Genomic DNA, 13,322 nt, shown 5'->3' with positions numbered 1-13,322 from the left:
TCAGCAGGTTCTGGATTACCGTACACTGAGGATATCGGCTAACAGAGGGCACCCATATGGCACTCCCCCGCATTACCCAAAAAGAGATGACCGAACGCGAACAGCGTGAACTGAAAACGCTGCTCGACCGCGCGCGCATTGCGCATGGTCGCCTGCTGACCAACGCAGAAACCAACAGCATCAAGAAAGAGTACATCGATAAACTGATGGCCTTGCGCGAAGCGGAAGCGAAAAAAGCCCGCCAGTTGAAGAAAAAGCAGGCTTATAAACCGGATGCGGAAGCATCGTTTTCCTGGTCAGCAAATACGCCAACGCGCGGCAGACGTTAACGCCCTTTCTTCTTACGCCCCGGCGAGGTAAAACGCTTACCGTTTGCCGCCGGGCGCGATTTCTCTTTCTCCGCCGATTTTTCGATTTTCACTACCGGGCGCTTAATGCCTGCGGTTTTGGGCTTCGCTTTCGCCTTCGGTTTGGCTTCTGAGGACGAGTTCTCAATCAGCTTGAACAGATCGATCAGTTCGTCATCCGTCAGGTCGCGCCATTCACCCAGCGGCAGACCGGACAAACCAACGTTCATGATACGCGTACGCTCAAGTTTGGTAACTTCATAGCCAAAGTGTTCGCACATACGACGGATCTGACGGTTCAGCCCCTGAATCAGCGTAATGCGAAACACAAACGGCGCTTCTTTCTTCACCTTACATTTTTTGGTGACGGTGCCGAGGATTGGCACACCGGCCCCCATCCCACGGATAAAATCATCAGTGACCGGCTTATCTACCGTCACCAGATACTCTTTTTCGTGATCGTTACCGGCACGCAGGATTTTATTCACCAGGTCGCCGTGGTTGGTCAGAAAGATAAGTCCCTGAGAATCTTTGTCCAGACGACCGATTGGGAACACGCGCTTGCTGTGATTGACGAAATCAACAATGTTGTCGCGCTCGCTGTCTTCGGTGGTGCTGACAATCCCTACCGGCTTATTCAGCGCGATAAAAACCAGATCTTCCGCTTCACGCGGCTCAATCAACCGACCATTTACTTTTACGACGTCGCCAGGCATCACCTGATCGCCAATGGTGGCGCGTTTGCCATTCAGGAAGACATTCCCTTGTTCGATAAAGCGATCCGCCTCGCGACGCGAGCAGATTCCGCTTTCACTGATGTATTTGTTTAATCGGATAGATGAGTCGGGCAGCATAGTTTCTCCTGTATACACTTCATCCTTCAAGCTGTCTCTGCGTTGGCTGCCCTCACTCACCCAGGTCGCATAGCAATCTATGCTCCCAGGGATTCGCTCCCTTGCCGCCTTGGTACAACTTGAATGACTTTGTGTATTAAAAGCGAAATATACCCTACCTTGTGGGCGATAAAAAATAATCGTGTTCGAATGCCCGAGCGCTATTTGTGATCCGCCCCGCCTTTTGACACAAAAGTGTCAGTGATCCATATCTGCAATTTTGTTGAATGAAAACAAGCAGAATCAAGACATTAGAGCAACAAGCACATATGTGCCAAAGACGCGCAATCACCACATCAAATGTGCAGCACAATCGGTCAGTTATTGACGCTGAAATAAGTGAAAATAGCTTTGAGATGTGAAACAGATGGGGTTATATCAGATCAAGAAGGCAATTTCGTGATTTGCACAAATGTGCAGGAGCCCCAAAATGGCGATGGAAAACAGCGATGATATCCGCCTGATCGTAAAAATCGCGCAGCTTTATTACGAGCAGGATATGACACAAGCGCAAATCGCCCGCGAGCTGGGGATTTACCGCACCACGATCAGTCGGTTACTAAAACGTGGCCGCGAGCAGGGTATCGTCACCATCGCCATTAATTACGACTACAACGAAAATCTGTGGCTGGAACAGCAGCTAAAACAAAAATTTGGCCTGAAAGAAGCGGTCGTAGTCTCCTGCGACAGCGAACAGGAAGATGAACAACTTAATATGATGGGCGTGCATGGCGCACAGTTACTGGAACGCTTACTGGAGCCCGGCGACATTATTGGTTTTTCATGGGGTCGCGCGGTACGGGGATTGGTTGAAGGATTATCCCCGGCCAACCAGTCACGCCAGCTTATCTGTGTGCCGATTATCGGCGGACCGTCCGGCAAACTTGAAAGCCGCTACCACGTCAATACGCTGACCTACGGCGCCGCGGCAAAGCTCAAGGGGGAATCGCACCTGGCCGATTTTCCGGCGCTGCTGGAAAACTCGCTGATCCGTAACGGTATTATGCAGTCCCGGCACTTTAAATCGATTTCCGCCTACTGGGATAATCTGGACGTCGCGCTGGTCGGAATTGGGTCTCCGGCAATACGCGATGGTGCCAACTGGCACGCTTTTTACGGCAGTGAAGAGAGTGATGACCTGCATGCCCGCCATGTGGCCGGAGACATTTGCTCGCGCTTTTACGATATCAACGGTGTAACCGTAGAGACCAGGATGAGTGAAAAGACGCTCTCCATCGAAACCAATAAATTAAAACAGGCACGTTACTCCATTGGCATTGCAATGGGTGAAGAAAAATACACTGGGATATTAGGCGCATTACGTGGGAATTATATTAACTGTTTAGTCACCAACAGCCATACCGCTGAATTATTGTTGAAGTAAATATATTTGAATTGATCCTGCCATAATTAATTTTATGTGGGATCCCCTTATCTGAAACTGGGAGTTTATTATGCAAACATGGTTAAATCTGCAAGACAAAGTCATTATTGTTACCGGTGGTGCATCCGGAATTGGTCTGGCCATTGTCGAGGAGTTATTAGCGCAAGGCGCAAATGTGCAAATGGCAGATATTCATAGTGGCGAAGGTAAATATGAAAACCATAGCGGATATCATTTCTGGCCAACGGATATTTCCAGCGCTAAAGAGGTTAATCATACTGTTACTGAAATTATCCAACGCTACGGGCGTATTGATGGACTGGTAAATAATGCTGGCGTTAACTTCCCGCGGCTACTGGTCGATGAAAAAGCACCCGCCGGGCAATACGAACTGAACGAAGCTGCTTTTGAAAAAATGGTTAATATCAACCAGAAAGGTGTGTTCTTAATGTCGCAAGCGGCGGCACGCCAAATGGTAAAACAGCATAACGGCGTGATTGTGAATGTCTCTTCAGAAAGCGGACTGGAAGGCTCAGAGGGCCAAAGCTGCTATGCCGCCACTAAAGCCGCGTTGAACAGCTTTACCCGCTCCTGGTCGAAAGAGTTGGGCAAACACGGCATTCGTGTGGTTGGCATAGCACCTGGCATTCTGGAAAAAACCGGTTTGCGCACCCCCGAATATGAAGAAGCGCTGGCCTGGACCCGCAACATCACCGTCGAACAACTGCGTGAGGGTTATACCAGGAACGCGATCCCGATTGGTCGCTCAGGACGTTTAAGCGAAGTCGCTGATTTTGTTTGTTATCTCCTCTCAGAGCGCGCCAGTTATATCACCGGAGTAACCACTAACATTGCGGGCGGAAAAACGCGCGGCTAAGGAGGTTTTATGGTCAATGCAATCTTCTGCGCTCACGGCAATCTGGCCTGCGCCATGCTGGAATCGGTACAGATGGTCTACGGCGATGCCAACGTCGAAGCCGTGGCATTTGTCCCTGGGGAGAACGCCAGCAACATCGTGGAAAAACTGAAAAAGTTAGTAAGCGTTCACACTGGAGATGAATGGCTGATTGCCGTCGATCTGCAGTGTGGCAGTCCCTGGAATGCTGCCGCTACGCTGGCAATGCAAAATCCCGCTATTCGGGTTATTAGCGGGTTGTCGCTGCCATTGGCGCTGGAACTGGTAGACAACCAAAGCAGTATGAATGTGGATGAACTGTGTGAACACCTGACGACCATTGCTCAACAAACCTGTGTCGTCTGGCAACATCTGGAAACGACCGAAGAGGATTTCTGATGAACATTACCCTTGCTCGTATTGATGACCGTTTGATTCACGGTCAGGTCACCACCGTCTGGTCGAAGGTGGCGAATGCCCAACGAATTATTATCTGCAATGACGACGTTTATAACGATGAAGTACGTCGAACATTATTACGTCAGGCCGCCCCGCCCGGAATGAAGGTTAACGTCGTTAATCTCGAAAAAGCAGTCGCTGTTTACCATAACCCGCAATATCAGAGCGAAACCGTGTTTTATCTGTTTACCCGCCCGCAGGATGCTTTAGCAATGGTAAAACAAGGGGTAAAAATCGCCACGTTAAATATTGGCGGCATGGCCTGGCGACCGGGTAAAAAACAATTAACCAAAGCGGTCTCTTTAGATGATGACGATATCAAAGCTTTTCGTGAGTTAGATAAATTGGGGGTTACGCTGGATTTACGCGTCGTCGCATCGGATCCATCAGTTAATATCCTTGAAAAAATAAAAGAACAATCGCTCGCTGAATAAATAAAAATGCCTGTGTATTTATGCTTTAACAGGCAGGGATGATCACATTCACAAGGTGACATATTATGGAAATAAGTACCCTACAAATTATCGCCATATTTATATTTTCCTGTATTGCCGGAATGGGCAGCGTGTTGGATGAGTTCCAGACCCACCGTCCGCTTATTGCTTGTACCGTTATCGGGCTGATCCTCGGTGATTTAAAAACCGGGATTATGCTCGGCGGCACGCTGGAGTTAATTGCTCTGGGTTGGATGAACGTCGGCGCAGCGCAGTCTCCCGATTCAGCGCTCGCCAGTATTATCTCCGCTATTCTGGTTATCGTCGGTCAGCAAAGCATTGCTACCGGTATCGCCATCGCCCTGCCCGTCGCGGCGGCAGGTCAGGTACTGACGGTATTCGCCCGTACCATCACCGTGGTGTTCCAGCACGCGGCGGATAAAGCAGCCGAAGACGCCCGCTTTCGCACCATCGACATGCTGCACGTTTCCGCTCTCGGCGTACAGGCGCTGCGCGTTGCCATTCCTGCATTAATCGTCTCGCTGTTTGTCAGCGCGGATATGGTCAGCAGCATGCTCAACGCCATTCCGGAATTCGTCACCCGCGGATTGCAGATTGCTGGCGGCTTTATCGTGGTGGTCGGTTACGCCATGGTGCTGCGCATGATGGGCGTGAAGTACCTGATGCCCTTCTTCTTCCTCGGATTTATTGCCGGAGGGTATCTCGATTTGAGTCTGCTGGCTTTCGGTGGCGTGGGCGTGATCATCGCGCTGGTCTACATCCAGTTAAACCCACAGTGGCGTAAAGCCGAACCGCAGGCGCAACCCGCCTCTTCCCATGCTCTCGACCAGCTTGATGACTAATGGAGCCAGCCATGGAACAGAAAAAACTGACCAAATCCGACCTGTTTAGCATGTTTGTTCGCTCCAACCTGCAACAGGCATCATTCAACTTTGAACGTATTCATGGGCTGGGCTTTTGCTACGACATGATCCCTGCCATCAAGCGCCTGTATCCACTGAAAGAGGACCAGGTTGCGGCACTCAAACGACACCTGGTGTTCTTCAATACCACACCTGCCGTTTGCGGCCCGGTAATTGGCGTGACCGCCGCGATGGAAGAAGCTCGCGCCAACGGCGCGGAAATTGACGATGGTGCAATCAATGGCATCAAAGTTGGGCTGATGGGTCCGCTGGCCGGCGTCGGCGATCCGCTGGTATGGGGAACGCTGCGCCCGATTACCGCCGCGCTCGGCGCATCGCTGGCACTGTCCGGTAACATTCTCGGCCCGCTATTGTTCTTCTTTATTTTCAATGCAGTACGTCTGGCAATGAAGTGGTACGGCTTACAGCTTGGCTTTCGTAAAGGGGTCAACATCGTTAGCGACATGGGCGGCAACCTGCTGCAAAAGTTGACCGAAGGCGCATCAATTCTTGGCCTGTTTGTCATGGGGGTGCTGGTCACCAAATGGACCAGCATCAACGTACCACTGGTGGTATCGCAAACGCCTGGCACAGACGGTACCACCGTCACCATGACCGTGCAGAACATTCTCGACCAACTCTGCCCCGGCATGCTGGCGCTGGGTCTGACGCTGCTGATGGTGCGGCTACTCAACAAGAAAATTAATCCGGTGTGGCTGATCTTCGCCTTGTTTGCGCTGGGGATTATCGGTAACGCGCTGGGCTTCCTGTCCTGATTTTTCCGCCCCGGCGATGCTGGGGCTACTTCAACAAATTGTCCTCGAAAGAGGAAGAGGTGGTAACAATGCAAACAACAACAGCTTTACGCCTTTATGGTAAACGCGATCTGCGCCTGGAAACCTTCGATCTTCCTGAAATGCAGGATGATGAAATTCTTGCTTCCGTCATAACCGACAGCCTTTGCCTTTCTTCCTGGAAAGAGGCTAATCAGGGTGAGAACCACAAAAAAGTGCCAGACGATGTGGCCACCAACCCGATCATTATCGGCCACGAATTCTGCGGCGATATTATTGCCGTGGGGAAAAAATGGCAGCACAAGTTTCAGCCCGGCCAACGCTATGTCATTCAGGCTAACCTGCAACTGCCGGATCGCCCGGACTGTCCCGGCTACTCCTTCCCGTGGGTAGGCGGTGAAGCCACGCACGTCATCATTCCTGATGAAGTCATGGAGCAGGACTGCTTGTTGGCTTACGAAGGCGAAACCTATTTTGAAGGTTCATTGGTTGAGCCACTGTCCTGCGTGATTGGCGCATTCAACGCCAACTATCACCTGCAGGAAGGCACTTATAACCATAAGATGGGCATTCGTCCGCAGGGGCGTACGTTAATCCTCGGCGGCACTGGGCCAATGGGACTACTGGCGATCGACTACGCGCTGCATGGTCCGGTTAACCCGGCGCTGCTGGTAGTGACCGACACCAATAACGACAAGTTGAGCTACGCCCGCAAGCACTATCCGTCAGAGCCACAAACGTTGATCCACTACCTTCACGCCCAGGATGCAGCTTATGACACATTGATGGCATTGAGCGGCGGCCATGGGTTTGACGACATCTTTGTATTTGTACCCAACGAAGAGCTGGTCACGCTGGCCTCTTCCCTGCTGGCTGCCGATGGCTGCATGAACTTCTTTGCGGGTCCGCAGGATAAGCAGTTTAGCGCGCCGATTAACTTCTACGACGTGCACTACGCCTTTACCCATTATGTTGGGACATCTGGCGGCAATACCGACGATATGCGCACGGCGGTAAAACTGATCGAAGAGAAGAAGGTTCAGGCCGCAAAAGTGGTGACGCACATTCTGGGGCTGAATGCGGCTGGTGAGACAACGCTGGAACTGCCAAAAGTCGGTGGCGGGAAAAAACTGGTCTACACCGGCAAAGCCTTTCCGTTAACCGCGCTCACCCAGATTGATGATCCAGCCCTGCGTGACATCCTGGAACGCCATCAGGGGATTTGGTCGCAGGAAGCCGAACAGTACATATTGTCTCACGCCGAGGAAATTTAACATGATTAACCGCGACACCCAGTTGTGCATGTCGCTTGCCGGCCGACCCGGCAACTTCGGCACACGTTTTCACAACTATCTGTATGAAAAGTTGGGGTTAAATTTTATCTACAAAGCCTTTACTACGCAGGATATTGAGGCCGCGGTGAAAGGCGTTCGCGCGCTAGGCATCCGCGGCTGCGCGGTATCGATGCCGTTTAAAGAGAGCTGCATGCCGTTTCTGGATGCCATCGATCCTTCCGCAAAAGTCATTGACTCCGTCAACACCATCGTCAATGACAACGGTAAGCTGACAGGATTTAACACCGACTATATTGCGGTAAAAAGCCTGATTGCCAGCCACCAGCTTGATACCCACGCACGCGTCATGATCCGCGGCAGCGGTGGAATGGGTAAAGCGGTTATCGCCGCGTTTCTCGATGCCGGTTTTCGCGATGTTATCGTCGCCGCCCGCAATCGTGAGAGCGGCCCGGCGCTGGCAAAACAGTACGGTTTCCAGTGGCAGCCTCAGCCGGAAGGGATTACCTGCGATATTCTGGTCAACGTGACGCCCGTCGGCATGGCTGGCGGTAAAGAGAGCGATGAACTGGCCTACAGCGAAGCAATGGTCGCTGCCGCCAGCGTGGTGTTTGACGTCGTCGCCCTGCCGCCAGAAACACCGGTGATTAAACTGGCACAGCAATTAGGTAAAAAGACCATCAGCGGTGCAGAGGTGATTGCCTTACAGGCCGTGGAGCAGTTCGCCATGTACACCGGCGTACGCCCGGATGACGCGCTAATCGCCGAAGCGGCAGAATTTGCGCGGGCGGGGTAAAAAAGCAGGAACAGAGCGCCAGGGATGGGCGCTCTGTTTATTTTAGGTACTATGCAACAGCAAACAATTGCTGGTCAGCTTTCACTTCCAACTGCGCCAACGCGGGAATCAACTGGCTGATGTAATGTTGTGGTTAGACGCCCTGATCGTGTTCCCGCACTTTCGGGGCGTTGTCATGTTTGGTGTGTGAGAGTAATGTGTCATCACACATACTCACACTACTCTTGTATAATTAAGGTGTCAACACACATGAACGAAAGAAGAGGCAATCCCCCGTTTCAATTCCGTCTGGATCCGGAACTGCGCAAAGCGATGGAAGAAGCACAACGGCAGGATGGCGATGAATCGTTGGCAGCCTGGATTAAACGAGTGATTAGAAAAGAGCTGAAACAGAAAGGGATCGAAGTGTAAGAGGCAGTACTTTATATCGCTTTTCTGAAGGTCTGTTTAGAGCGAGAAGCGGACGTTTGGCTTGCTACCAAAACAATGGTGAGCATATCAACGAGCTGTACATAAAGGACATCAAGTTCATTATGTACAGGCTCTATCTTCCGGCACGGACTATCGTGTTAATCTCCTAAGCCAAGTATCCCAAGATTCAATACGGATAGGTGGAGTTGAATGAATTTCATAGTCATGGCGTTTTTTACTTTCTTCTAAATCATTTACTGTTCGCCCCCCAATGACAATAGAGCGAACGTTTACATCTTTATTTGGATCTACTTGCTTACAAGATTCAGGTCCGACGAATGCATTATGGATTAAATCACCTGACAAAACTTTAATTCGTTTTTCATGAGCATCTTTCCGAAAAGATTCATAATCCCTATAGACCAGACCAAGCCTTTTTTGGATCTGCTCTGCGGCATCTCTAACTTTATGATTAAATGAACCGTAGCTATTCGCATTAACTAAGTTAAAGTTAGCTCCTTTCACTTCAATTAGGATGATATCCATACGCGATCTGCCTGCGAAAATTACAAAATCCACTAATCCATCAGCTAGCGGATATTCGGAAAAACAAATATACTCATTATTACCGACGTAAGCCTCGGCAATTAACGACAAATCGTTTTTTATAACCTGCTGAATATCTTGTTCCTTTGCACCTGACTCAATTAGCTGAGCAATTGAAGACTTGGGAATCATAGAATTTAATATTTCGCACTTACGAGAAATAAACTCTGGTGATGGTATATAAGTTGAATCTATAAAAGGATCTCGAGCGTACCTTATTTTATCGGCTTTCTCATATACCTTCCTATTATTTATGCTGCGTTCAGAAAACTCATCTTCATCACAACCGAGTAAATCTAATACTTTTTCTCTTGATATTGAGATCCATTCTGTTTTTGGGCTTATGTTCACTATATCAAACGTATCAAGCTTATGTGAGTTTCTTTCATAGTGCTCTATGAAAACGGCAGGTTGTGTAACTACCCCATGTTCATAGATTGAACTTATTATCTTTTCTACTGCATTGGTTACCGACTGACCATCGTTTAATGAACCTAGGTCGGTTAAAAGCACAATAATATCTTTTTTATTTATGTAACATCTGACTCTGCAAATCCCACCGATTCCGGAAGTTCGGTTATTGCCAAAATCGTGAACTAAATCTAATGTTTTCAATTTAAAAATATCCCTATACTCTTTGAAATTGGCTTTAATTTAAGCTAGACGAACTAACGTTTTAACATCATGCTTGTATAAATCAAACAACTTCCGCTCCTGGCACAAAGCAGCACCTCTCCCCCGTTATCGTTTCTCGTATCAACCGCAGCGTCCTGATAAACTACGTATTATTGCGAGACACTTTCCTGTTTCCTCCAGCAAGCATTTCCCCTTACTCCCCATTTTTTTACTCTCTAGTCTCAACTTGTCAATTCATAATGTAGTTTATAAAATATATGGAACGTCATCATGGAAATTCTTCAGACAATGGTTTTCCAGCGTTGGGAGCACAACCTACGGGACAGGAGAGCCAAAACGCTCATTGCTACACGCCTTTTTCGTTTAGCGAATGGTTTAGCTGGTGATGTTAAACCTGTTGGAGAAGGCGTCAGCGAAATGCGCATTTCATACGGTCCTGGTTACAGGATTTACTTTAAACAGCAAGGCTGCCGCATCATCATTTTGTTATGTGGGGGCGATAAAAGCTCACAAGCCAACGATATTACTCTTGCAAAAATGCTCGCCTGTTCACTGAATTATCAGGAGATCTTCCGCCATGAATAAACTTACTCAGTACGATCCCGCCACTGCGCTGGTTGATGATGAAGAAATTGCCGTGTTTATGGCCGATGCCCTCGAAACAGGCGATGCAACGTACATTGCAAAAGCACTGGGCGTGGTGGCTCGCGCTAAGGGAATGGCGAACATTGCGGCAGAAACGGGATTATCCCGCGAGCAGCTTTATCGCTCTTTTAGTGAGAAAGGAAACCCGACGCTGAAAACCACGCTGGCTGTGATGAAGGCGCTCGGTATTGGATTTACACTTAAAAAATAGCCACAGCTTCTGTCCCCCTTCCAACATCGTGAGCCATATCAGTGAGGCGTTATACTGACGGTGGTAACATGACTGCGGTTGGTAATTTTCTGATTACATGGAGAAATGATGGAACTGCTTTTATTGAGTAACTCGACGCTGCCGGGCAAAGGCTGGATGGAACATGCGCTGCCGCTGATTGCTGAACAACTGAATGGTCGCCGTACGGCGGTGTTTATTCCGTTCGCTGGCGTGACGCAAACCTGGGATGAGTACACGGCGAAAACGGCAGCCATCTTTGCGCCAATGGGCGTCAACGTTACGGGTATTCATACCGTTGTCGATCCGATTGCCGCTATTGAAAATGCAGAGCTGGTGATTGTCGGCGGGGGTAATACCTTCCAGTTACTGAAAGAAAGCCGCGAACGCGGACTGCTGGCGCCGATTGTGGATGTCGTCAAACGCGGTGCGCTGTATATCGGCTGGAGCGCGGGTTCCAACCTTGCCTGCCAGACCATCCGCACCACCAACGACATGCCGATTGTCGATCCAAAAGGCTTTGATGCCCTGGGTCTGTTCCCGCTGCAGATTAACCCACATTTCACCAACGCGCTGCCGGAAGGCCACAAAGGCGAAACGCGTGAACAGCGTATTCGCGAGCTGCTGGTTGTGGCGCCAGAGCTGACGGTAATTGGCTTGCCGGAAGGTAACTGGATTAAGGTGAGTAACGGTAAGTCCGTGCTCGGCGGCCCGAACACCACGTATATCTTTAAAGCGGGTGAAGAGGCGGTTGCCGTTGAAGCAGGCCACTGCTTTTAGTTGATTGGTTGTCTGATGCCGGATGGCGGCTTCGCCTTATCCGGCCTATATGGTAGACGACAGCATTGCCGGATGGCGGCATAAATGCCTTATCCGGCCTACCGCTTCACCTCACTCAATAATCATCCCGCTCATCGTCTTCATCCGGCTGTTCCAGCACGCTGTAAGCCACTGAACAAAACAGCGAGTTCAGACGCTGCATATCGCCCAACAGCGCCAGGTGCAACGAGCTGGTCTCGATGCTCTGCACGTTCTGCTGATGCAAACGGTCAACGTGCGCATGCGAATAACGACGGTTGAGAATACGGAAGCGGTGCTTGCTGCGGCGCAGACGACGGGCACTGGTCACATCACCTGAGAAGAACACCGACATTGCCAGTTGCAGATTGCTGAGCAACTGATCGTAGAGCGCATCCAGTTCTTTTAGCCCTTCGACAGAGAATGCCCGGCGGGCGGCCAGCGACTTATCGGCTATCTCGCTGCCCATACGTTCGACAATATCGGAAGCCTGCTCGAGGTTGAGCGACATTTCGATAATCTCCGCCCAACGGCGTGATTCCTCTTCCGCCAGCTCATCCTTTGGCATCCGCGCCAGATAGAGCTTAATGGCCGTGTATAGCACGTTAATGTCGTCCGCCATCCTGCGCAGCTCTTTCTCTTCACGCGGCTCACCGTGCATCACCTTCTTCAGCCCGTCCATCATCTGCTCCATCGCGTCGCCTATGCGCAAAGCTTCACGGGCGGCATTAGCCAAAGCGAGCGTCGGCGTATCCAGCGCGCTAACATCCAGATGTTTGGGCTTCAGATGCGCATCAAGTTCTGGCTCATCGCGGATGATGCGCTTACAAAAACGCGCCATCGGTTCGGCGAACGGCACCATCGCCACGCAGCGCACCAGGTTGTAGAAGACGTGGAAGTAGATAACCAGTTCAGATTTCGCCAGCGGCAGTTCATCCATCAGATTAGCCAGCGGATGAACAAACGGCAGGATAATCAGGCTCCCCACCAGCTTAAACAACAGACTGCCGAGCGCCACTCGGCGGGCGGCGGCGTTCGCGGCGCTGTTATTCAACATCGCCAGCAGGCCAGAGCCGAGGTTGGCGCCAATCACCAGACACAACGCCACCGGGAACGAGATAATGCCTGCGGCGGTCAGTGTGGCCGTCAGCAGCACCGCCGCCAGGCTGGAGTAACTGATAATCGCAAACATGGCGCCAATCAGCGCATCCAGCATGATATCGCCGGTGAGCGAGGCGAAAATAACCTGTACGCCGTTCGCCTGGGTGATCGGCGTGACCGCCTGCACAATCAGCTCCAGCGCCAGTAAAATCAATCCCAGCCCAATACCGACGCGCCCCAGTTGCCCCACGCGGGACTGCTTACGTCCGAGAAAGAAGATCACGCCGATAAAAATCAGCAGTGGCGACAGCCAGGAGAGGTCGAAAGTCAGGATACGCGCCATCAGCGCGGTCCCCACGTCGGCGCCGAGTACAATCACCAGCGCAGGGGTGAGCGCCACGAGATCTTGCGCGACAAACGAAGTGACCAGCATGGTGGTGGCGTTGCTGCTTTGCACCAGCGCCGTCACGCCGATACCCGCACAAAAGGCGAGCGGCTTCTTTTCAACACTACGGCTGAGGACGGTACGCAAGCGGGCGCCAAAGACACGCATCACGCCGGTACGCACAATATGCGTACCCCAAACCAGCATCGCGACGGCAGAAAGCAGGTGTAACAGAGTTAACACGGAATCAGGTACTCCTTATCGTTATATGTTCCTGAGGCCGAAGCCTTCTTT

Annotated in this window: 16 protein-coding genes; 13 read left to right on the top strand and 3 right to left on the bottom strand. The window is 50.8% G+C overall.

Going from position 1 to position 13,322, the window contains the following annotated elements:
* Positions 1-56: 56 nt before the first annotated feature.
* Positions 57-329 carry a YjbD family protein gene (locus OGW16_RS00975; protein WP_003826541.1) on the top strand — a complete coding sequence of 91 codons (273 nt, stop codon included), beginning with the start codon at positions 57-59 and terminating at the stop codon, positions 327-329.
* Here OGW16_RS00975 and rluF read toward each other — a convergent pair.
* Positions 326-1,201 carry a 23S rRNA pseudouridine(2604) synthase RluF gene (rluF, locus tag OGW16_RS00970; RefSeq protein WP_008786901.1) on the bottom strand — a complete coding sequence of 292 codons (876 nt, stop codon included), beginning with the start codon at positions 1,199-1,201 and terminating at the stop codon, positions 326-328. The genes OGW16_RS00975 and rluF overlap by 4 nt on opposite strands.
* A gap of 475 nt (positions 1,202-1,676) precedes the next feature.
* Between rluF and OGW16_RS00965 the strand changes: the two genes are divergently transcribed.
* From OGW16_RS00965 to OGW16_RS00925, 9 genes are all read left to right on the top strand, one after another.
* Positions 1,677-2,624, top strand: a complete 948-nt coding sequence (locus tag OGW16_RS00965) for a sugar-binding transcriptional regulator (RefSeq protein WP_087050431.1) — start codon at positions 1,677-1,679, stop codon at positions 2,622-2,624.
* Positions 2,625-2,694: 70 nt separating this feature from the next.
* A complete protein-coding gene (locus tag OGW16_RS00960; RefSeq protein WP_043018051.1) occupies positions 2,695-3,501 on the top strand; it encodes an SDR family oxidoreductase in 807 nt (268 codons plus the stop codon).
* 9 nt (positions 3,502-3,510) lie between these two features.
* Complete coding sequence (locus OGW16_RS00955) at positions 3,511-3,918, top strand: mannose/fructose/sorbose PTS transporter subunit IIA (protein WP_047407273.1); 408 nt, start codon at positions 3,511-3,513, stop codon at positions 3,916-3,918.
* The gene (locus OGW16_RS00950) at positions 3,918-4,412 is read left to right on the top strand and encodes a PTS sugar transporter subunit IIB (RefSeq protein WP_043018049.1); all 495 of its coding nucleotides are present in this window, start codon (positions 3,918-3,920) and stop codon (positions 4,410-4,412) included. The genes OGW16_RS00955 and OGW16_RS00950 overlap by 1 nt, the downstream gene beginning before the upstream one ends.
* Before the next feature lie 65 nt (positions 4,413-4,477).
* Positions 4,478-5,275 carry a PTS mannose/fructose/sorbose transporter subunit IIC gene (locus tag OGW16_RS00945; RefSeq protein ID WP_043018048.1) on the top strand — a complete coding sequence of 266 codons (798 nt, stop codon included), beginning with the start codon at positions 4,478-4,480 and terminating at the stop codon, positions 5,273-5,275.
* An 11-nt stretch (positions 5,276-5,286) separates the two neighbouring features.
* A complete protein-coding gene (locus tag OGW16_RS00940; RefSeq protein ID WP_043018047.1) occupies positions 5,287-6,111 on the top strand; it encodes a PTS system mannose/fructose/sorbose family transporter subunit IID in 825 nt (274 codons plus the stop codon).
* Between the two features lie 68 nt (positions 6,112-6,179).
* Complete coding sequence (gene sorE, locus OGW16_RS00935; protein WP_286517569.1) at positions 6,180-7,403, top strand: L-sorbose 1-phosphate reductase; 1,224 nt, start codon at positions 6,180-6,182, stop codon at positions 7,401-7,403.
* Between the two features lies 1 nt (position 7,404).
* On the top strand, positions 7,405-8,217 hold the full coding sequence (locus OGW16_RS00930; RefSeq protein ID WP_043018045.1) for a shikimate 5-dehydrogenase: 813 nt from the start codon (positions 7,405-7,407) through the stop codon (positions 8,215-8,217).
* 249 nt (positions 8,218-8,466) lie between these two features.
* Positions 8,467-8,628, top strand: a complete 162-nt coding sequence (locus OGW16_RS00925) for a phage protein (RefSeq protein ID WP_003841416.1) — start codon at positions 8,467-8,469, stop codon at positions 8,626-8,628.
* A gap of 150 nt (positions 8,629-8,778) precedes the next feature.
* On the opposite strand, the gene OGW16_RS00920 is transcribed toward OGW16_RS00925, so the two are convergent.
* A complete protein-coding gene (locus OGW16_RS00920; protein WP_153070205.1) occupies positions 8,779-9,849 on the bottom strand; it encodes a Shedu immune nuclease family protein in 1,071 nt (356 codons plus the stop codon).
* A gap of 288 nt (positions 9,850-10,137) precedes the next feature.
* Between OGW16_RS00920 and OGW16_RS00915 the strand changes: the two genes are divergently transcribed.
* The 3 genes from OGW16_RS00915 (at position 10,138) to pepE (ending at position 11,524) form a co-directional block, all read left to right on the top strand.
* On the top strand, positions 10,138-10,455 hold the full coding sequence (locus tag OGW16_RS00915; protein WP_100193831.1) for a type II toxin-antitoxin system RelE/ParE family toxin: 318 nt from the start codon (positions 10,138-10,140) through the stop codon (positions 10,453-10,455).
* Complete coding sequence (locus OGW16_RS00910) at positions 10,448-10,726, top strand: addiction module antidote protein (RefSeq protein WP_100193830.1); 279 nt, start codon at positions 10,448-10,450, stop codon at positions 10,724-10,726. The genes OGW16_RS00915 and OGW16_RS00910 overlap by 8 nt, the downstream gene beginning before the upstream one ends.
* Positions 10,727-10,834: 108 nt before the next feature.
* Entirely contained in the window at positions 10,835-11,524 is a 690-nt protein-coding gene (pepE, locus tag OGW16_RS00905; protein WP_087052823.1) for a dipeptidase PepE, read from the top strand.
* Between the two features lie 115 nt (positions 11,525-11,639).
* On the opposite strand, the gene OGW16_RS00900 is transcribed toward pepE, so the two are convergent.
* A complete protein-coding gene (locus OGW16_RS00900; RefSeq protein WP_047407292.1) occupies positions 11,640-13,271 on the bottom strand; it encodes a Na/Pi cotransporter family protein in 1,632 nt (543 codons plus the stop codon).
* Between the last annotated feature and the right edge of the window lie 51 nt (positions 13,272-13,322).

It is taken from the genome of Citrobacter sp. Ce104, assembly GCF_030334595.1.
Lineage (GTDB): Bacteria > Pseudomonadota > Gammaproteobacteria > Enterobacterales > Enterobacteriaceae > Citrobacter > Citrobacter europaeus.
Note: the sequence above shows the minus strand (reverse complement) of the source record. Positions and strands in the feature narration are given on the sequence as shown.